The 24,830-nt window shown below is 63.1% G+C and carries 20 protein-coding genes; 7 read left to right on the forward strand and 13 right to left on the reverse strand.

Translation table 11 applies throughout. The annotated features are described in order from the left end of the window. Positions 1 to 71 precede the first annotated feature (71 nt). The 9 genes from BMX61_RS05230 to BMX61_RS05270 all read right to left on the reverse strand — a co-directional run bounded on the left by BMX61_RS05230 (position 72) and on the right by BMX61_RS05270 (position 10,693). Complete coding sequence (locus BMX61_RS05230; RefSeq protein WP_267890873.1) at positions 72 to 833, reverse strand: F0F1 ATP synthase subunit A; 762 nt, start codon at positions 831 to 833, stop codon at positions 72 to 74. Positions 834 to 934: 101 nt separating this feature from the next. Continuing rightward, positions 935 to 1,285: an AtpZ/AtpI family protein gene (locus BMX61_RS05235; protein WP_075629152.1), complete on the reverse strand. Its 351-nt coding sequence runs from the start codon at positions 1,283 to 1,285 to the stop codon at positions 935 to 937. Between the two features lie 304 nt (positions 1,286 to 1,589). Beyond that, positions 1,590 to 2,795, reverse strand: coding sequence for a cell wall hydrolase (locus tag BMX61_RS05240; RefSeq protein WP_092742323.1), 1,206 nt, complete (start codon positions 2,793 to 2,795; stop codon positions 1,590 to 1,592). A 169-nt stretch (positions 2,796 to 2,964) separates the two neighbouring features. Beyond that, positions 2,965 to 4,881 (reverse strand): potassium transporter Kup, encoded by a 1,917-nt coding sequence (locus BMX61_RS05245; RefSeq protein ID WP_075629154.1) that lies wholly within the window; start codon positions 4,879 to 4,881, stop codon positions 2,965 to 2,967. 166 nt (positions 4,882 to 5,047) lie between these two features. Continuing rightward, a complete protein-coding gene (locus BMX61_RS05250) occupies positions 5,048 to 6,025 on the reverse strand; it encodes a magnesium transporter CorA family protein (protein ID WP_075629155.1) in 978 nt (325 codons plus the stop codon). A 352-nt stretch (positions 6,026 to 6,377) separates the two neighbouring features. Continuing rightward, the gene (gene apbC / locus BMX61_RS05255) at positions 6,378 to 7,595 is read right to left on the reverse strand and encodes an iron-sulfur cluster carrier protein ApbC (protein WP_075629156.1); all 1,218 of its coding nucleotides are present in this window, start codon (positions 7,593 to 7,595) and stop codon (positions 6,378 to 6,380) included. 577 nt (positions 7,596 to 8,172) lie between these two features. Further along, the gene (locus BMX61_RS05260) at positions 8,173 to 8,913 is read right to left on the reverse strand and encodes a helix-turn-helix transcriptional regulator (RefSeq protein ID WP_075629239.1); all 741 of its coding nucleotides are present in this window, start codon (positions 8,911 to 8,913) and stop codon (positions 8,173 to 8,175) included. Positions 8,914 to 8,993: 80 nt separating this feature from the next. Continuing rightward, positions 8,994 to 9,716 carry a helix-turn-helix transcriptional regulator gene (locus BMX61_RS05265; RefSeq protein WP_075629157.1) on the reverse strand — a complete coding sequence of 241 codons (723 nt, stop codon included), beginning with the start codon at positions 9,714 to 9,716 and terminating at the stop codon, positions 8,994 to 8,996. A 161-nt stretch (positions 9,717 to 9,877) separates the two neighbouring features. Further along, entirely contained in the window at positions 9,878 to 10,693 is an 816-nt protein-coding gene (locus tag BMX61_RS05270) for an IclR family transcriptional regulator (RefSeq protein WP_075629158.1), read from the reverse strand. 222 nt (positions 10,694 to 10,915) lie between these two features. Here BMX61_RS05270 and BMX61_RS05275 point away from each other — a divergent pair, with 222 nt between their 5' ends. The 5 genes from BMX61_RS05275 to BMX61_RS05295 all read left to right on the forward strand — a co-directional run bounded on the left by BMX61_RS05275 (position 10,916) and on the right by BMX61_RS05295 (position 15,053). Further along, the gene (locus BMX61_RS05275; protein WP_075629159.1) at positions 10,916 to 11,686 is read left to right on the forward strand and encodes an SDR family NAD(P)-dependent oxidoreductase; all 771 of its coding nucleotides are present in this window, start codon (positions 10,916 to 10,918) and stop codon (positions 11,684 to 11,686) included. Continuing rightward, complete coding sequence (locus tag BMX61_RS05280) at positions 11,683 to 12,603, forward strand: 2-dehydro-3-deoxygalactonokinase (RefSeq protein WP_075629160.1); 921 nt, start codon at positions 11,683 to 11,685, stop codon at positions 12,601 to 12,603. The genes BMX61_RS05275 and BMX61_RS05280 overlap by 4 nt, the downstream gene beginning before the upstream one ends. 22 nt (positions 12,604 to 12,625) lie before the next feature. Next, entirely contained in the window at positions 12,626 to 13,258 is a 633-nt protein-coding gene (locus BMX61_RS05285) for a 2-dehydro-3-deoxy-6-phosphogalactonate aldolase (RefSeq protein WP_075629161.1), read from the forward strand. Positions 13,259 to 13,262: 4 nt separating this feature from the next. Next, complete coding sequence (locus tag BMX61_RS05290; RefSeq protein ID WP_075629240.1) at positions 13,263 to 14,150, forward strand: SMP-30/gluconolactonase/LRE family protein; 888 nt, start codon at positions 13,263 to 13,265, stop codon at positions 14,148 to 14,150. 270 nt (positions 14,151 to 14,420) lie between these two features. Further along, positions 14,421 to 15,053 carry a PRC-barrel domain-containing protein gene (locus BMX61_RS05295; protein WP_075629162.1) on the forward strand — a complete coding sequence of 211 codons (633 nt, stop codon included), beginning with the start codon at positions 14,421 to 14,423 and terminating at the stop codon, positions 15,051 to 15,053. A gap of 140 nt (positions 15,054 to 15,193) precedes the next feature. Here the strand turns inward: BMX61_RS05295 and BMX61_RS05300 are convergent, their stop codons facing one another. The 3 genes from BMX61_RS05300 to BMX61_RS05310 all read right to left on the reverse strand — a co-directional run bounded on the left by BMX61_RS05300 (position 15,194) and on the right by BMX61_RS05310 (position 20,869). Next, a complete protein-coding gene (locus tag BMX61_RS05300) occupies positions 15,194 to 17,257 on the reverse strand; it encodes an NADH:flavin oxidoreductase (protein WP_324610615.1) in 2,064 nt (687 codons plus the stop codon). 288 nt (positions 17,258 to 17,545) lie between these two features. Continuing rightward, on the reverse strand, positions 17,546 to 18,877 hold the full coding sequence (locus tag BMX61_RS05305) for a putative bifunctional diguanylate cyclase/phosphodiesterase (protein ID WP_075629242.1): 1,332 nt from the start codon (positions 18,875 to 18,877) through the stop codon (positions 17,546 to 17,548). A gap of 267 nt (positions 18,878 to 19,144) precedes the next feature. Continuing rightward, the gene (locus BMX61_RS05310; protein WP_075629163.1) at positions 19,145 to 20,869 is read right to left on the reverse strand and encodes a PAS domain-containing protein; all 1,725 of its coding nucleotides are present in this window, start codon (positions 20,867 to 20,869) and stop codon (positions 19,145 to 19,147) included. A gap of 391 nt (positions 20,870 to 21,260) precedes the next feature. On the opposite strand from BMX61_RS05310, the gene mutL reads away from it, so the two are divergent. After that, the gene (gene mutL, locus BMX61_RS05315) at positions 21,261 to 23,192 is read left to right on the forward strand and encodes a DNA mismatch repair endonuclease MutL (protein WP_075629164.1); all 1,932 of its coding nucleotides are present in this window, start codon (positions 21,261 to 21,263) and stop codon (positions 23,190 to 23,192) included. A gap of 221 nt (positions 23,193 to 23,413) precedes the next feature. Further along, on the forward strand, positions 23,414 to 23,638 hold the full coding sequence (locus BMX61_RS05320; protein ID WP_075629165.1) for a DUF2093 domain-containing protein: 225 nt from the start codon (positions 23,414 to 23,416) through the stop codon (positions 23,636 to 23,638). Positions 23,639 to 23,705: 67 nt separating this feature from the next. Here the strand turns inward: BMX61_RS05320 and lpxK are convergent, their stop codons facing one another. Further along, the gene (gene lpxK, locus BMX61_RS05325) at positions 23,706 to 24,743 is read right to left on the reverse strand and encodes a tetraacyldisaccharide 4'-kinase (protein WP_075629166.1); all 1,038 of its coding nucleotides are present in this window, start codon (positions 24,741 to 24,743) and stop codon (positions 23,706 to 23,708) included. Between the last annotated feature and the right edge of the window lie 87 nt (positions 24,744 to 24,830).

Here is a 24,830-nt window from a genome sequence, read left to right on the forward strand (position 1 = left end):
TCCTTCGAATGGGTGTTGCGGCTTCTTAAGGGGCATGCGGCGCCGACGGCCGCAGCCCGTGACGTTATTCCTTAGTGGCCACCCGGATGGACCGCGTCGTTCAGGTACATGCAGGTCAGCACCGCGAAGACGTAGGCCTGGAGGAAGGCGACGAGGAATTCGAGACCCGTCAGGGCGACGGTCATGATGAGAGGCAGGATCGCGCCGCCGATGCCGAGCGCTCCGAGCGTGCTGAGCGTCGCCACGAAGCCGGCAAAAACCTTCAGCGTGATGTGACCGGCCAGCATGTTGGCGAAAAGGCGGACCGACAGGCTGATCGGACGCGACAGGAACGAAATCACCTCGATGGCGATGACGAGCGGCAGAAGCACGCCGGGCACGCCAGAGGGAACGAAGACGTTCAGGAAGTGAAAGCCATGCTTGTAAAAGCCATAGACCAGCACCGTGCCAATGACAAAGAGCGCCAGGGCGAAGGTCACGATGATTTGGCTGGTGATGGTGAAGAAGTAGGGCACCATGCCGAGCAGGTTCGCCGTCAGGATGAACATGAACAGCGAGAAGACCATCGGGAAGAACTTCATGCCGTGGCTGCCGGCGCCTTCGCGCAGCATGGAGGCGATGAATTCATAGGAGAGTTCCGACACCGACTGAAGCCGGCCGGGAACGACGCTGCGGCTCGACGTGGTCGCGATCAGGAAGCCGACGGCCAGAACCAGCGTCACGACCATGAACAGCGATGCATTGGTGAAAGACAGATCGAGCCCACCGATATGGATCGGGACGATCTTGTTGACCATGAACTGGTGTACCGGATCTACCTTATCGCCTTCCACAGCCGCTCTCTCTCAATTGCCCGCCACGTCACTTCACTCAAAGACTGGCGCGACAGGGCCGTCGCGCGTCTTTTATACTCCCCTGGAGGATGCGATCCTCGTCAGGGCTTTCCGTCGCCGCCGCGCCGATCGGCAGGATGGGGCGAGGCCACCATTCCCGCAGAGCGCAAGACGTTCAGCACGCCCGCACAAAAGCCCAAAAGCAGGAGAACGATCATTCCCCATGGGCCTGTACCGGCGAAATGATCCAAAAGATAGCCTAAAAGTGCGCCCACGATGATCGCGGCAACGAACTCGCTGGAGAGCTTGACCGCGACCTGATAGCCCTTGCGGGTTTCGGCAGCGCGCACCTCCGCCGCAGCCTCCGTCGCGTCGGCTCCGCGCTTGGCGGAGAGTTCAGCGTCGAGGCGCTTCAGCCTGCCTTCCAGACCTTCGTCCCGGTTGTCCGACATATCCCATCTCCTCCTCATGCACGCTTCAATGCTCCAGAATGAAGCATGGATGCGGCCATCAAAAGGCCAGATTTGGGGCCAACGTCGACCGTTTTGAAGTCGGCCGCACCATAGTTTTCGACGCATCGCTCGTCAAGGCGAAGACAGATCTTCCCCAAGAACAAAATCACGTCGATTTTTCAATCAGTTGTCGAGAGATTATCGGAGAGGTGCTTCGACAGGTGCGTAAGCAGACACTGCAGTGTTCGTGTGCAAACGGCTTCATCGGCCATACGTGCGCAGGCATTAGGCTTTGAGCGCGCCTTCAGCTCCAGCCGCCGCCATAGGTGCGATAGAAGATGTGCTTGCCGATCTGGGTCAGGCGCTTCATCGTCGGGCCCCAGTCGGGGCGCACATAGGTGGCGTGATAATGGGTGGCGGAGCCCACTTCCGGCAGCCAGATCTTGCCCGCCGTAACGGCCAGCGCGATTTCATGCGCCTGATTCCAGGTGGCGCGCGACCAGACGATATCGGGGATGCGGTCGCAGGCAAACGAGAACTGGCAGCGATTATACCAGTCCTTGTTCTGGTAAACGACGCCGCAGATGGTCTTGGGATAGGACGGATTGCGCACCCGGTTGAGCACGACCTGGGCAACCGCCGCCTGTCCCTTGGCCGATTCGCCACGTGATTCGAAGTAGATCGCATCGGTCAGGCACTTCTGCTCGGCCTCGCCGAAAACCTCCGGCGGAAGCGGCGTCGCGGCCCAGGCATGATCCTCGGGCGAGATATCGGGAATGAAGCGGCCGCCGCTCTCATCCTTTTTCAGAATCGAATCAAAGGGCGATTCGCGGGCATAATCGGGTGCTGCAGGCGCATAGGCGGTGGCCAGAACATCGGCCTTGTCGCTGGTGACGAGGCTGGCAACCGTGGGTGACATGCTGCGGTCGGTGGCAGGTGGCGCCTTTTTATAGAAGGCGGTGGCGATCTCGATTTCCTTGCCCTTGATCTTCGCCCGGGCAAAGACCATGCGCTCTGCGCCATCGAAGAGCGGGCGCGTCAGCGCGCTGTGACGCTCCAGGATCGAGCCGGCTGTAAAGTCTTTGGGCGGCGTGACTGGGGTGACCGCGACGATCCGACCCTTCTTGGCCTTGCGGTTGACGCGGTCTTCGTCCGGGCTTGCGTCAGCCTGCTTATCGGCCGCGGACAGTGCAATATGCTCGCCGTCGGGCAGATCGATCCCCGCGCCGTCGCCAAGCGCGCCTGTGACCAGCGGGTCGTTGAAGGCGATTTCCCCCTGGTGGACAGAGCCGGCGGGCGAGCGTGTCAGCACCACGCGCCACCGCTCGCCACCGCGATTGATGCCTGATAGGAAGGTGGCGATATCGGCATGGCCCGACGTGGCGGGAAGGCCGATATAGAGGCCGAGGCCCAGCGCAAGCGGCCCCATGAGACGCGACAGCGAGAAACGGCTTTCCCGAGACTTCGAGTTTCGACGCACCAAACGCACTCCACCTGTCGACCCGCGCATGCATCCGGCGCCGGCAGAAGCGCGCCGGCCTTTGTCCCCGATAGCGATGACACGAAATGGCTTGCGGCCGTCCGGGCTTGCCGGGGGCCTGATGCGAGTGACAATGAAGCATTAACCTTAATGCTTGGTGAATGCCCGCTCCCCCTGCCCTATTGGGCGGCCTTTCGCCTCAGATGATGACGTGCGAGCCGAGTTCGACGACCCGGTTGGTCGGAAGGCGGAAATAGTCCGAAGGGTCGATAGCGGCATTGGCCATGGCGATGAACAGCCGGTCCTGCCAGTGCGGCATGCCGGATTTGGCATCCGGCACCAGCTTGCGCCGCCCGAGATAGAAAGAGGTCGACATGATGTCGAACTTCAGCCCCGACTTGCGGAAGACACCCAGGGCCTGGGAAACATTCGGCGTCTCCATATAACCGAAGCGCATCTCGAGCAGGCCGAAGCGCTTGGACAGCCGTTTGGCGCTGACGCGCTGCTCGATCGGGACGATGGGCGTGTTGGTGGTTTTGATGGTCAGGATGTAGTTCTGCGCATGCAGCACGTGATTGTGCTTGATATTGTGCAGCAGCGCCGCCGGTGTAGAGTCCGGCTCGGAGGTGAGGAAGATCGCCGTGCCGGGGACCGCGACCGGAGCATGAGCACTCTCGCGCTCGATCGATTTGATAAAGGAGTCGAGCGGAATGTCTGTGTGGCGGGTTTTGTCGCGCAGAAGCTGGGTGCCGCGCATCCAGGTCCACATCAGGACCATGCAACCGGCCGCAATCATCACCGGAATATAGCCGCCATCGTGGATCTTCAGAAGATTGGCAGCGAGGAACACCAGCTCCAGCAGAAGCAGCGGCATCAGCAGACCGATGGAGGCCCAGAGCGGCCAGTGCCAGCGTAGGCGTACGAACTGGAAGGCGAGCATCGTGGTGACGACCATGGCGCCGGTGACCGAGATGCCATAGGCGGTGGCGAGCGATTCAGAGGAGCCGAACATCAGCACCAGAACCATGACGCCGAAAAGCAGCACGGAATTCACATTGGGCACATAGATCTGCCCGGTGGAAACACGCGATGTATGCAGGATGGCCATGCGCGGCAGGAAGCCGAGATTGATGGCCTGCCGGGCAAGCGAAAAGGCGCCTGTGATCACCGCCTGGCTGGCGATAATGGTGGCGGCGGTGGCCAGAAGTACGGCAGGCAGCAGAGCCCATTCGGGAAACAGAAGGAAGAACGGATCGGAGATCGTCGACGGATCTTTCAGCACCAGCGCGCCCTGGCCGAGATAATTCAGCGCGAGTGCGGGAAAGACCACGACGATCCAGGCGATCTGGATCGGCCGGCGGCCGAAATGGCCGAGGTCGGCATAAAGCGCTTCGGCCCCGGTGACCGTGAGGAAGACGGCGCCGAGCACCACGAATCCGGCTGCCCCCGCGTGAAACAGAAACTCCAGCGCATAGGTCGGGTTGAAGGCAGCGAGCACGCCGAGATCGTCGCGAATATGGGAAATGCCGGCCAGCGCGATGGCCACGAACCAGACCAGCGTGATCGGTCCGAAGAATTTCGAGACCTTGTCGGTACCCTGGGATTGTACGGCGAAGAGCACCACGAGGATGACCACCGAGATCGGCACGACATAATTCGAAAATTGCGGTGCCACGAGCTTCAGCCCTTCGACCGCCGAGAGCACGGAGAGCGCGGGGGTGATCATCGCATCGCCGATGAACAGCGCCGCGCCGGCGATGCCGGTGAAGAACATCAGCGAGACCTTGCGCCCGCGAGACTTCATCAGCAGCGCCAGCAGCGACAACGTGCCGCCCTCCCCATGATTGTCGGCGCGCAGCAGAAAGAGCACATATTTCAGCGTGACGATGATCGTCAGCGTCCACAGCACCAGCGAGACGAGGCCGATGATCTCCAGCCGGCTGAGGCCGTCGCCTGCCACGGGGCGAAGCGCCTCGCGGAACGCATAGAGCGGGCTCGTGCCGATATCGCCATAGACGACGCCGATCGAACCGAGGGCGGCAGCCAGGATTTTCTGCGCGCCTGGGGATGCATGACCTTCCGTGGCGTTGGACGAGGACGGAGTTGACTGGGACATGGAGATACTCCTGCGCCTCAAGGCCGGCCAAAAGGGCGGATCGTCGCCCGGCCAGCCGCGGAAGGCGGCAGTTTTGAACGAAAAAGCAGGCCGCGCCCGCGCGGCGTCCTGCTGCCGCATCGGCCGCTCGCGATCAACGCCAGCCGATGGGTGAGGACGCCCGCGATCATAGCCAGCCTTTCCAGCGGAACACGAAGAACGGCACGATGGCCGAAACCAGCATGGCGAGAAGCGCCAAGGGATAGCCGAAGTGCCAGTGAAGCTCGGGCATGACCTCGAAATTCATCCCATAGATCGAGGCGACCAGCGTCGGCGGCAAGAAGACGACGGAAGCAATCGAAAAAATCTTGATGATGGCGTTCTGCTCGACGCTGATCAGGCCGAGAGACGCATCGAGCAGGAAAGTGATATTGCCGAAGATGAAGCCAGCATGCTCGGAGAGCGACTGGATGTCGCGCGAGACGACCAGCACCAGTGCCTTGGTCTCCGCATCCGCCTCGACCACCGGCACGCTTTGAAGAAAAGTGACGACACGGGCGAGTGAGGCCAGGCTATCGCGCGCTTTGGCAATCAGCCGGTGATGCAGCGCCACATCGAGCAGGCGGGCTTCGAGATAATGCGGCGGCCGGCGTTTGGGACCCTTCTGCCGGTCGAAGACCTTGAAGGACAGGCCGTCGAGCTTTTCCACCGCCTGTTCCAAGATCTCGGCGGTGCGGTCGACGATCGTCTCGAAAAGGCGCACGGCCAGGATGACGCCGGTGGTGCAGCCGCCGCGAATGCGCGGCATGGCCGCGCGGAACAGGGCGAAAGCCTTGGGTTCATCGTAACGCACCGTCACCAGCCGCTTGCCGGCCAGAACGAAAGCGACATCGGTCAGAACGGGATGATCACCATCGGCACGACACACGAGCGAGGCGGTCATGAACACGGCCTGATCGGTCGTGTAGAGCCGGCTCGACGGCTCGATGTCCTTCAGGTCCTCGCGCGTGGGCACCTCGATGCCCAGCAGCCGCTCGACCAGGGCATCCTCCTCGCGGGTCGGGCGCAGCATGTCGATCCAGACGATATCCTCGGGCAAGGCCTCCGGCGGATGAGCCGCATCCAGCGTCAGGCTCTCGCCCTGTGCGTCGTAAAGCGCGATCATGCAGGCATTCCCCGCTCGAAACCGGGAAGGTGTGCAAGGCCGACGGCATGGCAAGCCGGCGCAGGTGAGGCATGCTTGGTCATGGAAAGGCTTTCGTTGAAAAGGCCGGTCGGCTCGTTGCGCCCGCGCTCCGGCGCCGGGTGCGATCATGTCTGCTCTTGCCATGCCGACGCGCCGGAAACCACCCGTCTTGGGGGCAAGCGGCGTGCCGTGCTGGCTGTTCATGGGCCCGTTCATCAGCACCCGCTGAAAGCGGCAGGCATATGACGCAAGATCGCCCGGAAATCAACCGTCGGCCGATGCTTTCCGCCGCGATTTCGCCGCAGGGGTTAAAATCGCGGCCGAAGCCGCACTACTCGAAGACGATCCGTGGCGGCGCGCGGCCAGTGTCGGCGGCCTTGGCGGTGACCTGTTCCCACACCTTGGCGGCGACCTCGCGATAGATCCTGGCCGCTTCTCCCTCGGGATCGGAAACGACCACGGGCGTGCCCGCATCCGAGGTTTCGCGAATCCCCATGGTCAGGGGAACGCCGCCGAGGAACGGCACGCCGATACGCTCCGCCTCTCGCTGGGCGCCGCCATGGCCGAAGATGTCGTAGCGGTGGCCGGTATCCGGCGCGATGAAATAGCTCATATTCTCGACGATGCCGAGCACGGGCACTTCGACCTTACGGAACATCGCCAGGCCCTTGCGCGCATCGATCAGGGCCAGATCCTGCGGCGTCGACACGATCACCGCGCCGGCAAGCGGCACCTGTTGCGCCATGGTGAGCTGCGCATCGCCTGTGCCGGGCGGCATGTCGACCACCAGCACATCGAGATCGCCCCATTGCACCTCGCGCAGCATCTGCAGCAGCGCGGACTGGATCATCGGCCCGCGCCAGATCATCGCCACTTCCTCGTCCACCAGGAAGCCCATGGACATGACCTTGAGGCCATAATTTTCCATCGGGCGGATCAGCCGGCCGTCGATCTGTTGCGGCCGACCGCTGATGCCGAGCAGGCGCGGCATGGAAGGGCCGTAAATATCGGCGTCGAGAATGCCGACCTTCAGGCCATTGGCCTGCAAGGCCAAGGCCAGATTGACCGAGGTGGTGGACTTGCCAACCCCGCCTTTCCCGGAGGCAACCGCGATAATGGCGCCGACGCCGGGAATGCCTGCCTTCTGCGCAGCAGTCGGCTGACGCGCGCCGCCCGCGGGCGCGGAGCTCCCGTGAGAATGGCCGGCATGGGAATGACCAGCGTGGGCGTGACTGGAATGAGAAGGACCGGCGGACGCCTTGGCGGCAGGCGGTGCGGGGCGCGGTGCGTCGCCCGCCTTGCGGTCGGCCGTCAGCGCGACCATGGCGCCCTTTACGCCGGGCACGTCCTTGACGCAACGCTCGGCCGCGGCGCGAAGCGGATCAAGTTCTTTCGCCCGGTCGGCCGGAACGGTGATCGAGAAATAGACCTTGCCGTCGGAGATGAAGACATCCGATACCATGCCGAGATCGACGATATTGCCTTCGAGATCGGGACCGCGCACGGACTTCAAGGCGTCGAGAACGATGTCCCGCGTGACGTCTACCATCTCTCTCTCCTTCTCGACCGCCCGGATGTCTCAAGCGTCCTGGCGGATTTTCATGGGCCGTACATAATCGAGCCTGGGGCCCGCGCCAAGGGAGCGGCCGGGACGAGGGCTGAAGTCGGAAAAGAAGTATATGCATTGGCGCAGGCGGACGGCCACGTCTGCGATGGCCGAACCTCGAAAAGCAAAGACCGCCCCCGCTCTGGCGTCCGTACATCCGGGATCGCCAAGGCAGGAAGCGGCCTTTGTCTTTCGCACTGCCTTCAAGGGCGCGCTTTGTTCGTTCTTGCTGGACACCGGCGGCTCGACACCGGCATCCAAAGTCCCCTCTGGACCTGCCACTCAATATGCAGGAAGCGTGCCAGATCGAAAGAGAGCCGCTGCGTCATCCTTGCCTCCTATCGGAATGGTCGAAAGGAGAGGATTTTTGCCGCTGATCGAGACTCTTCAAGCGCCTTCTACGAGGCGCAGGGCCGAAGTTCTGGCTTCGGGTTGGCAAGCCAGATCAGGACCTGTTGCCCGCGCCTTGGGCATGGTCTGTGAGCAATTGCCCATCGAAAGGCCAGGTCGCCTCCTGCCGTCAGCGGATATAGCCAAGACGAATGGCCTTGACGACCGCCTGGGTACGATTGACGGCGCCGAGCTTGCGGGTGACGTGGTTGAGATAGTGGTTCACCGTATGCTCGGACAGGCCAATGATCGAGGCGATCTCGGCGCTGGTCTTTCCAGCTGCCGTCCAGTTCAGGCATTCGATTTCGCGGTCCGACAGCTCGACGCCGTTGTCGCGCAGCACAAGGCCGATTTCGGCCAGGCGATTATAGACATGAATGGCGATCATCTGCAGTTCCATGAGCGCCGCCATGGAGAATTGATGCCGTCCGCCGAGAAAGATCACGACGGCACGGCTGCCATCGGCAAAATGCACGGGGAAGTAATCGGCCTGCTCCACCTCATGGGCGCGCAGCACGTCGATATGCGCAGCCAGACCTTCCTGCTGTCCGCTCAGCCGCCGCCATTCGTCGAAGTCGAGCTGGAACGGCGTCGTGGTCTCACGCAGGCGCTTGATGCCCACGCTCGACTGCAACAGACCGATCTTGTCATAATGGTTGACGATCTCGACCGGAACGTTGGAGACGATCGAGAGGCTCGCCAGAGAGCTGACTTCCATGCCGGGCACACGCGCAATCATGAAATAGCGAAAGCCGAAGACCTGCGCCTTCCGCTTCATGAAACGCATGACGTCGAACTGGGTGCGCAGCTGCGCGATTTCGCTGCCCATCTGCTCTGGCTTGGCCAGTTGCTCGAGCGGCGTGCCGCGCATGGGCGGCTTTTCGTCGATCATCGTCTGCTCGATCTGTCTTTCGGCATCAAGGGGCGGCTGTCCATCGGCCGGCTGCGACATCAGTGAATCAAGCCTGCGCGCATGGCCTTGGCCACGGTCTGAACCCGGTTGACCGTGTTCAGCTTGCGGCTTGCCCGATTGAGATAGTGATTGATGGTATATTCCGAGAGATTGAGGATACGAGCCATCTCCAGCGTCGTCTTCCCGGCAGCAGCCCAATGAAGACATTCGATCTCCCTGCGCGAGAGGCGCTCGGCCGCCATCTGGCCACGTCGCAGATCGCTCAGCTGGGCAAAGAGGCCGGCAGAGGCCAGCGTCAACACCTTGATCTCCTCGTGATCGACGGGCTCGCGGTCGCCGCCGAAGCTGACCGCGCCGCATTGGCCCCGCGCATCGTGCACGGGAATGTAGATGCCCCGGCGGATCCGCGCCTGGGTGAAGAGCTCCATGCTCGTCTCCGCCTTGCTGTCCTGGCGCAGGCCGGTGCCGATATCGAAGAGGAAGGGAACCGTGCTGCGACGTAGCCGCTGCACGATCGGGCTGCCGGACAGCAGGCTCGCCGCATCGTAACGGCGCATCATATTGCTCGGCCAGTCGGTCAGCATCACGACTTCCGAAAGCTGGCGAACGGTCGGATCGGGTAGGCTCATCACCATGTAGTGACGAAAGCGATGTTTCGTAACGAGATGCTGGAAGGCGGCGCCGATATCCGCTTCCGACATGGGCGAAGTGTGCCGTTCGGCGGCGAGCAGCGCCCCTCGGTCCTGTCTTGTAACGTCCATGAAGACCCCTCGAACTTTCTGCGCCGTGGTCGATCCCGTCCCAGTTTCGACATCATCGGCGATTAGCGGCTTACGCTTGGGTAAACTTAGAGATAACGCGCCTGACCTTCCGCAGAAAGGGGGCGTAACGTACGATTGCGTAGTGTTTTCCTGTATTTCGGTCACGATTTCGATGGTAAACGCCGGGCAGACGGGCTTAAGGCCGTGAAAAGCTCGTCGTTGAGGGCGCGCGCCGCCGCTCGCACAACCGGCGCCCAGGCTTCCAGGCTGTCCATGCTGACACGATAGGCAGGACCCGTGACAGAGATCCCACCCACGAGATTGCGCTGTCCGTCAAAGACAGGCGCGGCCACGCAGCGAATCTCCTTTTCATGCTCCTCCCTGTCGAAAGCATAACCGCATTGTCGTATCGTCTCTAGCTCCGTTAGCAGAGAAGAACGGTCTAAATGCGTATTTGGCGTGAAAGGCTGAAAAACGATTCGTGATAGAACCGTTTCGAGCCGTTCCGGCAGTAGAGACGATAGTGCTGCCTTACCAAGACCAGTGCAATAGGCAGGTGCCGCCTGCCCGATTCGCGAGATCATGGTGACGGTCTGGCGGCTCTCCATCTTGTCCAGATAGACGATTTCCGTGTCCAGGAGCATGCCGACATGGACCGTCTCGCCCGTGGCGGCGTGGAGCTTGTCCAGGTAGGGCGAGGCAAGGCTGCGCAGGTCGTTGCGCGCCCAGGCCTTATGAGCGAGCTTCAACAGCCGCAGGCCTGGCTCGTAGCTCAGATCCGGACGCTGGCGCAGCAGCCCCTCGGCCACGAGATGACGCAATTGCCGATGTAGGGACCCGCGTGGCTGGCCGCAGCTGTGAAGAATTTCCGTCAGCCGCAGCGGGCGATCGGCCATGGCGACGAGTTCCAGCAGCAACATGGCCTTGCCAACCGTGCCTGTGCCACAGTCTTGATCGGCCTCTTCCACCGGTTTCATCGTTTTCTCCGCCTGTTGACAGGACCAGCCGCGCCGTGACCTTGGGCCCCGCCAAGGCGACTTCGACCAATTGCAGCAGCGACGCCAGGAGCGGCCAAGCGTCGCGGCTTTAGGCTGGCTTGGCCTTGACAAGCCTTCCTGCCCGGAAGGATATTCCATGTAGCAGAAGCATGTTCCACATAATGGAACAGATCACACGCCGGCGCAAGGGAGGCGCGCAGCATGACGATGGAGGCGGCGCGCTATCGCGATCTGGCCGACCGTGGTGTTCTCATCACCGGTGGCGCTTCCGGCATCGGCGCGGCGCTGGTTGCGGGCTTTGTTGCCCAAGGTGCGCGCGTGGCCTTTATCGACATTGACGAGGCGGCCGGTGTGGCGCTGGCAAGCCAGCTATCGGGCACGGCGCGGCATGATCCCTTGTTCTTTGCAGCCGATCTCACGGACACGGCCTCGCTCAAACCGCTGGTCGATCGCATTGTCGCGATCCTGGGCGGGCTCAAGGTGCTGGTGAACAATGCCGCGCGCGACGACCGCCATGCGCTCGAGACCATCAGCGAAACGGAATGGGACGCCTCGCTGGCCATCAATCTCAAGCCGCTGCCGTTCATGGCGCAGGCGGCCGCGCCGCATCTGAAGGCGGGGAGCGGCGGCGCCATCGTCAATTTTTCCTCGATCGCCTTCCTGCTCAACATGGACGACCTGCCTGCCTATAGCGCCGCGAAGGCCGGCATCGTCGGACTGACCAAATCGCTCGCCGGCCGGCTTGGCCCCGATGGCATTCGGGTCAACGCGCTGCTGCCGGGCATGGTGGTGACCGAGCGCCAGAAGGCGCTATGGCTCACGGAAGATTCGATCGCCGCCATGATCGGCAAACAATGTCTTAAACGCAGTCTGATGGCCGACGACATGGTCGGCCCTTGTCTGTTTCTCGCCTCCGACAGCGCAGCCGCGCTGACGGCCCAGGCAATCATCGTGGATGGAGGGGTTTTGTGACGGCAACAGCGGCATCCTATGCGGCGGTAGACTGGGGAACCTCCAGCTTCCGCCTCTGGCTGATCGGCAAGGACGGCACGCCGCTTGGCGAGCGTCGCTCCGGCGAAGGCATGACCACGGCAGCGCAGGAAGGCTTTTCTGCCGTTCTGGAGCGGCATCTGGCTGCGCTCGACGCACCGGCCGATCTGCCCGTGATGATCTGCGGCATGGCCGGAGCGCGCCAGGGCTGGATGGATGCCGGCTATATGGACGTGCCGGCGCGGCTGGAAGAGATCGTCGGCCGTGCGGTCGTTGTCCCTCACTCCAGCCGCGATATCCGCATTCTCCCCGGCCTTGCCCAGAGGATCGAGGCCGCGCCGGACGTGATGCGTGGCGAGGAAACTCAGCTCCTCGGCGCTTATGACGAGATCGGCGCCGGCAGCCATCTTCTCTGCATGCCCGGCACGCATTCCAAATGGGTGCGCCTGCGCGATGGCGCGGTCGAGGGCTTCTCCACCTTCATGACGGGCGAGCTTTTCGATGTGATCGGCAAACAGTCGATCCTGCGCCATGCGCTCGACGGTTCCGAGGCTTTCGATGGCACGCATCCGGCCTTCATCCAGGCTGTGAAGACGGCCTGCGTCTCGCCGGCGCGCTTCAGCAACCTGATCTTTTCCGCGCGCTCCGGCCAGCTGCTGCACGGCCTGGACGCCACCAGTGCCAAGGCACGGCTCTCAGGCCTGCTGATCGGGCTGGAAATTGCCGGCGCCCGCGACACGGCGCCAGATGCGGTGCAGGTCCAGCTCGTGGCCTCCGGCGCCATGGCCGCGCTGTATGAGGCGGCGCTGTCAGCCGCCCTGTTGGGCGTCACCGTTATCGATGCAGATCTTGCCGTTCGCCGGGGGCTGCAGGCCGCCGCCCGCGCCGTCTGGCCCTAAGAACATTCAAAGGAGTTTTCCGATGTCCCGTATTCCTTTTCCCCCCATGCGCTATCCGCTGGTCGCCATTCTGCGCGGCCTGAAGCCGGAAGAGACGGAAGAGATCGTCGGCACACTGCTCGAAGCCGGGCTGCGGGCCATCGAAATCCCGCTGAATTCGCCCGATCCCTTTCGTTCCATTGAAACGGCGGTGAAGCTGGCGCCCGAAGACGCCTTGATCGGCGCCGGTACGGTGCTGACGGTAGAAGACGTGGACCGGCTGGAGAATGTCGGGGGCCGGCTCTTCGTCTCGCCGAATGTCGATCCGCCGGTCATTTCCCATGCGGCCTTCAAGGGCATGGTGACGCTGCCGGGCGTCTTCACGCCGACGGAAGCGCTCGCGGCCGCCAAGGCTGGCGCCACCGGGCTGAAATTCTTCCCCGCCAGCGCGCTTGGTCCCTCCGGCATTGCGGCCATCCGCACCATTCTGCCCAAGGATGTCGAAGTGGCGGCTGTCGGCGGTGTTTCGGAAACCGATTTTGCTGCCTATTCGAAAATTGGGATCAAGAGCTTCGGTCTCGGCTCAAGCCTCTTCAAGCCAGGCATGACGGCTGCCGAGGTGCGCGCGCGCGCCGACGCGACCGTGAAAGCCTATGATGCCGTCTATGGAGCCTGATCTCATGACCACTGAGACTGAATTTGCCGGCCGCGTTCTCTTCGACCAGGCTTTGGAACTGGGCGAAGGCCCATCCTACGATCCCGACACCGGGACGGCCTGGTGGTTCAACATCCTCGGCCGCGAGCTGCATTCGCTGCATCTCGACAGCGGCAAACACGAGATCCAGTCCCTCCCCTTCCTCGGCAGCGTGCTTGCCCGCGTGGACGGCGAGCGCCAAGTGGTGGCAAGCGACCAGGGCCTGTTCCTGCGCCACCGCGCCGATGGGCGTTTTGAAAAACTGCTGACGATCGAGGACAACCCCAACAACCGCTCCAACGATGGACGCGTGCATCAAAGCGGCGCCTTGTGGATCGGCACCATGGGCCGCAAGGCGGCCGAAAAGGCCGGGTCGATCTACCATGTCGCGCGCGGCAAGGTGACGCGGCTGATTCCCGGTGTGACAATTCCGAACGCCATTTGCTTCGCGCCCGATGGTGCCACCGCCTATTACAGCGATACCATGGCCAACCGCCTCTACAAGGTGGCGCTGGATCCGGCCACTGGCCTGCCGACGGCAGAGCCAGAACTTCTGGCGGAAGAAGGCCAGGCACAGGGTGGCTTTGACGGCGCGGTCTGCGATGCGCAAGGCCGGCTCTGGATCGCGCGCTGGGGAGCCGGCGCCGTCGATGTCTATGATCCTGAAAGCGGCCAGCGCCTGGAGCGGCACAGGCTGCCGGCAAGCCAGACAAGCTGCCCCGCCTTCATTGGCGCAAAGGCAGACAGGCTGCTGGTGACCTCGGCTTATGAGGGCATGGATGCCGCCGCCCGCCAGGCCGATCCGCACGCCGGCCAAACCTTCGAACTCGGACGCCCGGTCGAAGGACGGTTCGAGCCGGCCTATATCGTCTGATCGAGACAGGCTTTGCCAATCTAGATGCCACGCAGTCCAGGCGTGGCATCTGCAACCGCCAGCTCGCGTTCGCCTCACGCAGTCGTGAGATCGCGCGAGCGCCTGGATGATGGGGCATTCCCCGAAATCCTGCTGATTCGACGGGATTTCCGACGATTTTGCTGCGATTTTTATCGGAACCACTTTTCCCTTCTCACGTTGTTTGGGCATCACCGGTGCGGAACTGACACCGCGCCCTGATCGACAAGGACAAGGAAAGGTAGGTTGGAAATGACCAAGAAATTCACTGCTTCTGTTGCCGCAGGCGCTCTTTTCGCTGGTGTTGTTGCCTTTGCTCCGATGAGCTTCGCACAGGATACGATGCAGCCGGCACAGCCCAATGCCGCCCAGCCGGCGCAGCCGATGACCAATGATGCCACCACGGGCCAGATGGGCGACAATGCCGCCAAGCCGCTGGCTGGCCAGGCTGCCGATGCCGGCTCCAAGACCGGCAATTACATTACCGAACAGGCTGAAAACCAGATTTCCGCCAACCGCTATATCGGCCAGTCCGTCTATAACGGCAATGATGAGAGCATCGGCGAGATCAATGACGTGATCTTTTCCACCGACGGCTCCGTCGAAGCAGCCGTGATCGGCGTCGGTGGCTTCCTCGGTATCGGCGAAAAGAACGTCGCCGTTCCGCTCGAAACCATTACGATTGCGGAAGTGCCGAATTCGAACGACATGAAGCTGACGACGCAGGAAACGTCCGACTCTTTGCGCAATGCGCCCGAGTTCAAGACGCGCGCCCAGCAGATGGCCGAAACCAAGGGCAATAATGTCGACACTTCGACCACGTCGTCGACCACGGCGCCGGCTGGTGGCGCTGCTCCGGCCGCTCCGGCAACCACCAATCAGTAAGTCTTCACAGACATACCTGATCGAGAAGGGCGGTGTCGAAAGACGCCGTCCTTCACGCATTTCTCAGCGCTTTGTCCGCCTTAATGTCGTTCCAGCCTGACTGAGCGCCTGCAAGCCAGGCGCTCTTCTTTTGCTTGGGGTCAGATCAACAGCCCATAGCGCATCGCGTCGTAGATCCCGGCATGGATGTTGCGGCTGTGGACGGCATCTCCGATCCGGATCAGATCGAAATCTCCGTTCGGATTGCTGAGCGGGATTGGCGCCTGCTGCCGGATCAGCGCCTTGTAATCGACCGCGCCTAGATTGCGGGACTGCGGCTTTAGCGCGACGTAAAGATCGTCCATCGGCAGGGTGCCATATTCGACCACGACCTGCGCCACGCGCCGTTCGGTCGTGTTGCTCGAATAGTCGGAGCCCAGGACCGCCACCAAGGCATTGCCGTCCCGACGCACAGATTTCAGCCTTGTGTTGATCGTCACCCGCACGCCTGCCTCGACAATCGCCCGCGCATAAGGCGTGTAGTTCATGCCGCCGACTTCAGGCGCAAAGAGCCGTTCGGGCGAGACCACTTCGAGTTCCACCCCTGCTTTGGCGATCATCTCCGCCGCGCTCATGCCGCCATGGCCGCCGTGATCGTCATAGAGCAGAACGGGACCTTCCGGCTTGACCGTGCCGGCCAGAATATCCCAGCTGGACACGACGAGCTCCTCGCCAGCGGTCAGCGGCGGCGTGTGGGCGATTCCGCCGGTGGCGATCACCACGACATCCGGAGCCCGGGCACGCACATCCTCCTCCTCGGCGAAGACGTTATATTCGATCGGCACCCCAAGGCGGGCCAGTTCCGACAGGCGCCAGTCGATGATGCCGATCAGTTCGCGCCGACGGGGATTGCGGGCGGCGAGCCGCACTTGCCCACCGGCTTCGCCGCTGGCCTCCAACACCTCGACCTGATGACCGCGCTCGGCCAACACCCGCGCCGCCTCAAGGCCCGCAGGGCCTGCGCCGATGACGAGCGCCTTGCGCCGCGGGCCGTCTGTCGGCCGGATGATATGGGGAATGGTGGCTTCGCGCCCCGTTGCGGCATTGTGGATGCAGAGTGCGCCGCCGCCTTCATAGATGCGGTCGAGACAATAGGTTGCGCCGACGCAAGGGCGAATGCGATCCTCGATCCCTGCCTCGATCTTGCGCACGATGTGCGGATCGGCAATGTGCGCGCGCGTCATGCCGACCATGTCGAGCTTGCCCTCGGCAATGGCATGGCGGGCGGTGGCGACATCGGCAATGCGGGCGGCGTGGAAGACCGGAAAGCGGGTCGCGGCCCGCACTTCCCCGGCGAAATCGAGATGGGGCGAGGCGGCCATGCCCTGAATCGGGATGACGTCGGTGAGCGGCGCATCATGATCGATATGGCCTCGGATGACGTTGAGGAAATCGACCTTGCCGGTGCCGACCAGCCGGCGACAGATTTCGATGCCGTCTTCCTTGGTCAGTCCGATATCCCATTGCTCATCGGCCACCAGGCGGAAGCCGACGATGAAAGCGTCGCCCACAGCCTTGCGTACGGCCGCCAGCACCATATTGGAAAAACGCGTGCGATTTTCCAGCGAACCGCCGAAGTCGTCCTCGCGCTGGTTGGTGGCGGGCGACCAGAAGGCGTCCAGCAGATGGCCATAGGCCTCGATCTCGATCCCGTCGAGGCCGGCCTCCTGCATGCGCTGGGCTGCGGCAGCATAATCGGCGACGATGCGGTCGATATCCCAGTCTTCGATCGTCTTCGGCATGGCACGATGCGCCGCCTCCTTGACCGGCGACGGGCTGAGGACCGGCAGCCAGTCGCCCTTGTTCCAGCTCGTTCGCCGGCCAAGATGGGTCAGCTGGATCATCACCGCCGTGCCGTGTTCGTGGCACTCGTCGGCCAGCCGCTTCATCCAGGGCACGATCTCGTCGCGGAAGGCGAAGAGATTGCCGAAGGCGGGCGGCGAATCTTCGGACACGATCGCCGAGCCTGCCGTCATCGTCATCGCCACCCCGCCCTTTGCCTTTTCCACATGGTAGAGGCGGTAGCGATCCTTGGGCATGCCGTCTTCGGAGTAGGCCGGCTCATGCGCCGTCGACATGATCCGGTTTCTCAGGGTCAGATGCTTGAGCTGGAAAGGCTGGAGCAGCGGATCACGGGCGTTTTGCTGGGCAAGCGGCATCGACATCGTCAGGGTCCTGTCGGGCGGTCGCTGGGGAGGAGGAAGGCTGCTTCGTCAGGCGGCAATCCCATGGTTGAAGGCGCAGTGTCGAACGCGCCCTTGCGCAATTCCATGTCCATTTACGCCAGCGCCCGGCCTTATCGCGCCGTTTTCAAGGCAAGGGCGTTGGTGCGATGGACGTAACGCTTCTTGGCGAAACCGGATCGCATGCGCGCCACATCCCGCAAGCCGCGCCTATCCCGTGATCAGCAACAGGAAGCGCATCGTCTTTCCGGCTGCAACGTAAGATAAAACTTACTGCACCCTAACCGGATCGGCAAAGCGCCCGGCGACATCCTCGAGCGTGGCATCGATATCCTTGGGGCGGCCGTAGAAATAGCCTTGACCCAGCCGGCAGCCGAGCGCCTTCAGCTTCATGGCCTCGGCCGGCGTCTCGATGCCCTCCGCCACCACGTCGAGGTTCAGGCCCTCGCACATGGCGATGATCGCCTTGACGATATGTTCGCTGGCCTTGTCGGTGGCGATGCGCGAGACGAAGGCACGGTCGATCTTGACCTTGTCGAAGGCGAAATCGCGCAGGCGGCAAAGGCTCGATTGTCCGGTGCCGAAATCGTCCAATGCGACATGAATGCCGGCGGCACGCAGTTCGGCGACGATATCCTGCGCCATGTCGGCATCGGCCATGACGGCGGTTTCCGTGATCTCGATGATCAGACGGCGAGGATCCAATCCCGTCTGGCGGCAGATCGACAGGATGTTGCCGGCGATCGAGAGATCGACGAACTGGGCGGAGGAGAGGTTGAAGGACAGAAACAGGTCTTTCGGCCAGGCAAGTGCCGCGCGCGCCGCCTTACGAAACAGGGTTTCCGTCAGCCGGTCGATAAAGCCGTGATCCTCGGCCAGCGGCACGAAGACGGCAGGCGAGATGGTGCCGAGATCGGGATCGTTCCAGCGAGCGAGCGCCTCGAAGCCGACGAGCCGGTCGCTGGAGAGATCGACGATCGGCTGGAAATGCACGTCCACCTCGTCGGAAATGATTGCATTGCGCAAAGCCTGCTCGATCTGCGTCCGTCGGCGCATCTCCTCGGCGATCTGCTGGCTGTAAATGGTAATCTGCGCGCGACCACGCCGCTTGGCGCGGTAAAGCGCCGTGCTGGCATTCTTCATCAGCGCATCGAAATCCTCGCCGGCGAAGGGATAGATGGCAAAGCCGAAGGAGGCCGACAGGCGGATATGGCGCTCGCCGATCTCAAAGGGTGCGGACAGCACATCCTTCAGCATCATGCCGACCTTCTCCGCGCCCTTCTGCTCGAAGACCAACGGCAGAACGAGGCCAAACTGATCGCCCGATATGCGCACCACGGTCGCGCCATCCGGCAGGCAGGCCTTCATTCGTTGCGCCACCTGGCGCAGGATGTCATCGCCGGCACGCGGGCCCAAAAGATCGTTGATCGGCTTGAACCCGTCGAGATTGGCCAGCGCGATGGTGAAAGGAGCGGGATCTTCCGCGCGCTCGTCGGCGATGCGGCGCACTTCCTGGCCCATCCACGCGGCATTGCCGAGACCTGTCAACTTGTCGGTCGACATCTCTCCGTCCAGGCCGGCGAAGCTCTTGTGCTCGCGCATGAGGCCGACAGCAGTCATGTTTTACCCGGTTCGAACTGGTTCATTTCGCAACCACAACAATGCCGAGTACAAACTTAACAATTCTTGACGAAGGCCTCCCTAGATCTGGTTTTTCGCGCACTGATTGGAACTTTATGTTCGCTTACCGAAGCGGGGAAAAAGGTGAGTTCAAAGCCTTAGGCTTCGTGACCGCTCAGCATGCCGGGTTCTGGTCAAGGCATGGACTCCCGAGGTGCGTGTATTGAAAGACGCAACTCGGGATGGAATTCACAGGGCTTGGCCAGCCTGGTCTTCCGCCTGAACAAAACGGTGATAGAGCGCTTCGACCCGTTCGGGGCTGACAGGCTTCATCAGGCGTGCGCCGATGGCGAGCGTCTCCATCTCGCTATCCTCCATATCGGCGGCCTGGGTGGTGACCACGACGATGGGCGTGGCGGCGCGGCCCTCTTCCGCTTCGGCATCGCGAATGGCGCGGATCGCCGGCCGCCCGCTCATCACCGGCATGGCCAGATCCATCAGCACCAGCTTCGGCCGATGCGTCCGCCAGAGCGCCACGGCCTCTTCGCCATTCGTCGCGATCTTGAAGGACAGGCCGAGGCCATCGAGGATCTGGGCAAAGACGATCTGGTTGATGTCATTGTCTTCGGCCACGAGAACGTCGATCGGGGACTCGGCGGCAGGCTGCGTGCCCGCGGCGCCAGCGCCAAGGCCGAACTCGCCATCCAGATCGGTCTGCATCGACAGTCCGACGGTCATGATCTGCGCCGCCAGGTCTTCGGCGGAGATGGCGAGCGAGACGGGCAGCTGCGGCAGCCCGACGAACAGGCCGGCGGGTGGCGTGCCCAGGCTTTCATCGAAAAGCAGGAGGTTGGGCGTCAGACCGCTCTCGCCCAACGCGGCCTCGAGCGCCTTCAGCTGATCGAAGGAGGCGACGATGCCGACATCGCAGGACAGTTCCGTCAAGGCGGAGAAGAACCGCTGCTCGATGGCTGGGCATGGCGTCACCAGCACTACCCGCAGGCGATAAGAGCCACCGGCATCGCCCGGCAGGCCCATGGCCGGCGCATCGACGATGCGCGTCATGTCGAGCGCGCGGAAAGGATCATAAAGGCTCTGGCCCGGCTCGAACCGGCTGACATCGGCATGCGGCACCACGCCAAGCGGCCCCTCGCCCTCTCCGGCAATGCCGAAGCCGGTGACGACCTGCGTGACATCGCTGAAATAAGTGACGAGCAGCGCATCTGCCGGACTGCCGACACGGAATTTGTGGACGATGGCCCAAAGATCCTCGCCGTCAGCCATGACGATCTGCTGGGCGTTGGTGTGCAGCACGCCCGTTTCCAGAACCTCGCGGTCGCTCAGCTCATAGCGCTCGGCAAAATCGGCATCGACGAGATCCCAGACCGAACGACCGAGAATGGCGTTGGCGGCCATGCCATGCATGGCGCAGAAAGCCTTGTTGACGGCGACGTAGTTGAGGTCGCGGTCCTTGACGCAAACCGCATTGGGCAGATCGTCGAGGATGCGCTCGGTCAGCTCGATGCGCTCGCGGTCGAGCTGCATCTCTTCCTCATGCAGCTTCTGCGAGGTGAGATCGGTGATCAGAACCAGGCCGATGCCATTGGAAAGCCGTCTTTTGCTGATGTTGATCCAGCTACGGCGGGAGAGCTGCTCGACGCTTTCGAAGCGCTCGCGCCAGTGCAGCGACAGACGAGTGGAAATCCACTCCTCGCGCCCGGTCCGGCGGCGGGTATTTTCAAACTGGGTGCCGACGCCAACGCCGGCATCATAAAGTGCGCCAAGAAAGTCGCGCAGGCGCGTGCCGCGTTCGATGAAGGACGGAGCGATCGGAAAAATGCCCAGCACGGCGCGGGCCGCAAACAGCAGCCGATCCTGACGGTCCCAGACCATCAGCGCCATACCTAAGCCGTTTGCCACCAGATCCAGAAGCGGCTGCTCGTCGTGGGCGTCCGGCGACGCACTGTCCATCATTCCTGCGGCCCTTCATAACCCTTACGCCACATGACAAATCGCCGTTCCAAAGACGCGCTGCAAAAAAGGCAAGGCGTTCCCGGTACGGCTCAGGCATGCTGACGGAAGGCCCCTTGGCCTGCCGGGAAGGCGTGATCCGTCCGTGTCAGCACACGGGGCCGGTCTTCCCGACCCCGATTTCATGTGGGTCAGTATGATAAGTTTTACAGTCTTTCCTTAAGCGGGGCTTAAGCGGGAGTTGCGAAATCCAGCATGAAAACAAAGGGCTGCGAAATAATTGCGTCAGCTTGAAATCCCAGATTGCAAAGATAAGGCCGAAATCATGAGAAGTTTTGCCTGAGAAAGGTCGATCGAGCGTTTCCAAGGGCTTGGAAATAAGGGAAAATGCGGCATGACCATTCGCCAGCTTCCAGAAACCCTGATCAACCAGATTGCCGCGGGCGAAGTGATCGAACGTCCCGCCAGCGCTGCCAAGGAACTGATCGAAAACGCGCTGGATGCCGGCGCGCGGCGCATCGAGATCGCCACGGCCGGTGGCGGCAAGACGCTTTTGCGAATTACCGACGATGGTTGCGGCATGGGCGCAGATGATCTGACCCTCGCCGTGCGCCGCCATTGCACCTCGAAACTCGAAGGCGGCCTGCAGGCCATTCGCACCCTTGGGTTTCGCGGCGAAGCGCTGCCCTCGATCGGCTCCGTCTCGCGCCTGCGGATCACCAGCCGGCCCCAGACATCAAGCGAAGGCGCGGAAATCCTGGTCGAGGGCGGGCGGCTGACGCCGGTGCGCCCCGCGCCCGCCAATCGCGGCACGATCGTCGAGGTGCGCGATCTGTTCTTCGCCACGCCGGCGCGACTGAAATTCATGAAGAGCGAGCGCGCCGAGGCATCGGCCATATCCGAGGTCGTCCGCCGCATGGCGATTGCCTTTCCGCAGGTGCGCTTCGTGCTGTCGGGAAGCGACCGCGCGACGCTCGAATTCGCTGCCACGGGCGACGACCGGCTGGAGCGGATCGCCCAGGTTCTAGGGCGGGACTTCCGCGAGAATGCGCTGGAGATCGATGCCGAGCGCGAAGGCGTGGCACTGTCGGGTTTTGCCGGGCTGCCCACCTTCAACAGGGGCAATTCGCTGCAGCAATATGCCTTCGTCAACGGCCGGCCGGTGCAGGACAAGCTGATCTTCCAGGCGCTGCGCGCGGCCTATGCCGAGACCATTCCGCAGGGACGCTATCCGGTGGCGGTGCTGTCGATCGACATCGACCCGGCGCTGGTGGACGTAAATGTCCATCCGGCCAAATCCGACGTGCGCTTTCGCGATTCCGGGCTCGTGCGCGGGCTGATCATCGGCGCCATCCGCCAGGCGCTGGCATTGGGGGGAGACAGAGCGTCCAGCACCGGAACGGCCGGCCTGATGCGGGCCTTTCGCCCTGAAGGAGGCAGCCCGTCGTCGGCTCCCTGGCAGAGGCCATCCGCCGCTTCCGCATCATCGGCGCCGACGACTGCGACAGGCATGCGCCCCTTCAGCCCCCATCACGGCGAGAGGCCTCCTGGGGACTGGAGTCTTGATCGTTCGCCCTATCGGCCTTTTGCCCAGCCGGCAGGATGGCCGGCAACCGATATTGCCGCGACTTCACCATCGGGCTCCTCAGGTTTTGCGGAGGCTGCACAGGCCGCGTTTGCCAGCTTGCTGACGCCATCGGCCCGCTCGGACTCAAGGGATGCTGCGCCGGCGCCCGAAGAGCTGCGCCATCCGCTTGGCGCGGCCCGCGCGCAGATCCATGAGAATTACATCGTCGCCCAGACGGAGGACGGGCTGGTGATCGTGGACCAGCATGCCGCCCATGAACGGCTGGTGTTCGAAGCGCTGCGCCGAGGGCTTCGAGAGCGGCCGGTCGCGGCACAGACGCTGCTGATCCCCGATATCGTCGATCTTCCGGATGAGGATTGCGACAGGCTCATGGAGCAGGCCGAGGCTTTTCGCCCCCTAGGCCTGGCGATCGAGCGCTTCGGCCCTGGCGCCATTGCCGTGCGCGAGACGCCGGCGATGCTGGGGAAGGTCGACGTGCCCGGCCTGATCCGGGCGCTGGCCGACGAACTCGCAGAATGGGATACGGCAAACGGACTGTCGGCCCGGCTGGAGCATGTGGCCGCCACCATGGCCTGCCACGGCTCGGTGCGCTCCGGCCGGCGGCTGCGGATCGAGGAGATGAACGCGCTGCTGCGCGAGATGGAGGCTACCCCCGGCTCCGGCCAGTGCAATCACGGCCGGCCCACCTACATCGCGCTGAAGCTCGGCGATATCGAGCGGCTGTTCGGCCGCTCCTGAGACAGGCACATGGACGTGGGCAGGATGAGGCGGCGTCTTTTTTCGCTGTGGTGTCCACTTTGCGGCAAAAGGACCTGACGCGAGATAGGACCTCTTGAACAGACGGGCGCGCGGCGGCACGATTACGCCTCTTTCAGCCTGCGGGATTTGCATGGATCATGGGCTATGATAGAGGCCGGAGTGCGCCAGGCGCGCGGATGATGAGGCGAGGTCGAGACAGCATGAACCGGTTTGAGCCGAGCGGCGACAGGGAAGCCAAGATCCGGTATCTCGACGGCGATTTCCAGGTCGTGCTGCCGGGCAGCCATGTCACCTGCGCCATCACCGGCCGCACGATTCCCATGGATGAGCTGCGCTATTGGAGCGTCGCCCGTCAGGAACCCTATGTCGACGCCGCCGCCGCTTTCGAAGCGGAAAAGCGGGCGGGTGCGCTGCCAGGCCAATAAGCCGGCGCTGCGCGATCCACAGGCAAGCGCGCAATTGACCCACCCTTCCAGACTTTCGACCTCTTTTTCATGCTTTCGCGGCACCCAGGAGCCGCGCGCGGCTATTCGTCATCGCCTGATCGATCAGCCGGCCGGGCGCGGCGGGATCGTCAAAAGCCAGTTCCACCTCGATCACCGCGCTTTCGGCCAAAAGCCGGCCAGAGATGCCGGGGCCGGCGGCAAGTCGCACGTGATCCTTGGCCGTCGTTACCAGCCGCAGGCCACCCGTCTGCGCCCTGGCCATCAGATCGGCAATCTCCTGCGCCGTCAGCAGGTGATGATCGGCGAAAACCTGCGTCTCGACGATCTCGGCCCCGGCCTCCCGCAGCGTGACGAAGAACTTCTCCGGATCGGCGATACCGACCCAGGCCAGCACGCGCTGCCCCTGCAGCGGCAGCGTGTCGGCACGGCGCAAGTTTGCCTCGATCACCGGCTTGCCGGCGCGTGCCACCTGGCGCACCACGGGATCGGCTGCCGTTCCCTGCCCGATCTTCAGCAAGACCGAGAGCTGACGGATCTGTTCCGCCATCGGCGCGCGCAAGGGGCCGGCAGGTAGCGGCAGGCCGTTGCCGATGCCACGCCTGGAATCGATGACAAGCACGGCGAGATCGAAGCGCAGCCGGGCACTCTGGAAGCCGTCATCCATGATGATCAGATCGGCGCCGTTTTCGGCCAGACGGCGCGCGCCCTCGATGCGCTTGCGGCAGACCACGGTCATCGCCTCACGCGCGAGAAGCAGAGGCTCGTCGCCGACCCGCTCGGCGCTGTCACGTGCCGGATCCACCAGGGTCGCCCGCTTTGCCTGGCCGCCATAGCCCCGGCTCAGGAAACCTGGGGTCAGCCCCCTCGCCCGCGCGGCCCGGGCAAGCGCAATGGCGGTCGGCGTCTTGCCGGCGCCGCCGACGGTGAAATTGCCGACGCAGATCACCGGCACCTCCGCCGTGCCGCCGGCCGGCCGGCGCATGCGCCGCGCAGTCAGGCGGCCATAGGCCCAGCCGAATGGGGCAAGCGCCCAGGCCTTCAACCCGCGCGGCTGCCACCAGAAGAGAGGTGCTTGCGAGACCATGCCGTCCTTTCGTGCATGAAAGCATCGAACCGTTTCCCATTGACGGGACACGACACAACGCGTTGAGGGCTTGGTAGCCCACCAGAG

The organism is Xaviernesmea oryzae (assembly GCF_900109605.1).
GTDB classification, from domain to species: Bacteria; Pseudomonadota; Alphaproteobacteria; order Rhizobiales; family Rhizobiaceae; genus Xaviernesmea; species Xaviernesmea oryzae.

Coding starts and splice junctions, on each gene's coding strand:
- BMX61_RS05235 (WP_075629152.1), bottom strand. CDS start 1,285: ATGTCGGACAACCGGGACGAAGGTCTGGAAGGCAGGCTGAAGCGCCTC.
- BMX61_RS05240 (WP_092742323.1), bottom strand. CDS start 2,795: ATGCGCGGGTCGACAGGTGGAGTGCGTTTGGTGCGTCGAAACTCGAAG.
- BMX61_RS05245 (WP_075629154.1), bottom strand. CDS start 4,881: ATGTCCCAGTCAACTCCGTCCTCGTCCAACGCCACGGAAGGTCATGCA.
- BMX61_RS05250 (WP_075629155.1), bottom strand. CDS start 6,025: ATGATCGCGCTTTACGACGCACAGGGCGAGAGCCTGACGCTGGATGCG.
- apbC (WP_075629156.1), bottom strand. CDS start 7,595: ATGGTAGACGTCACGCGGGACATCGTTCTCGACGCCTTGAAGTCCGTG.
- BMX61_RS05260 (WP_075629239.1), bottom strand. CDS start 8,913: ATGCGCGGCACGCCGCTCGAGCAACTGGCCAAGCCAGAGCAGATGGGC.
- BMX61_RS05265 (WP_075629157.1), bottom strand. CDS start 9,716: ATGGACGTTACAAGACAGGACCGAGGGGCGCTGCTCGCCGCCGAACGG.
- BMX61_RS05270 (WP_075629158.1), bottom strand. CDS start 10,693: ATGAAACCGGTGGAAGAGGCCGATCAAGACTGTGGCACAGGCACGGTT.
- BMX61_RS05275 (WP_075629159.1), top strand. CDS start 10,916: ATGACGATGGAGGCGGCGCGCTATCGCGATCTGGCCGACCGTGGTGTT.
- BMX61_RS05285 (WP_075629161.1), top strand. CDS start 12,626: ATGTCCCGTATTCCTTTTCCCCCCATGCGCTATCCGCTGGTCGCCATT.
- BMX61_RS05290 (WP_075629240.1), top strand. CDS start 13,263: ATGACCACTGAGACTGAATTTGCCGGCCGCGTTCTCTTCGACCAGGCT.
- BMX61_RS05295 (WP_075629162.1), top strand. CDS start 14,421: ATGACCAAGAAATTCACTGCTTCTGTTGCCGCAGGCGCTCTTTTCGCT.
- BMX61_RS05300 (WP_324610615.1), bottom strand. CDS start 17,257: ATGTCGATGCCGCTTGCCCAGCAAAACGCCCGTGATCCGCTGCTCCAG.
- BMX61_RS05305 (WP_075629242.1), bottom strand. CDS start 18,877: ATGCGCGAGCACAAGAGCTTCGCCGGCCTGGACGGAGAGATGTCGACC.
- BMX61_RS05310 (WP_075629163.1), bottom strand. CDS start 20,869: ATGATGGACAGTGCGTCGCCGGACGCCCACGACGAGCAGCCGCTTCTG.
- mutL (WP_075629164.1), top strand. CDS start 21,261: ATGACCATTCGCCAGCTTCCAGAAACCCTGATCAACCAGATTGCCGCG.
- BMX61_RS05320 (WP_075629165.1), top strand. CDS start 23,414: ATGAACCGGTTTGAGCCGAGCGGCGACAGGGAAGCCAAGATCCGGTAT.
- lpxK (WP_075629166.1), bottom strand. CDS start 24,743: ATGGTCTCGCAAGCACCTCTCTTCTGGTGGCAGCCGCGCGGGTTGAAG.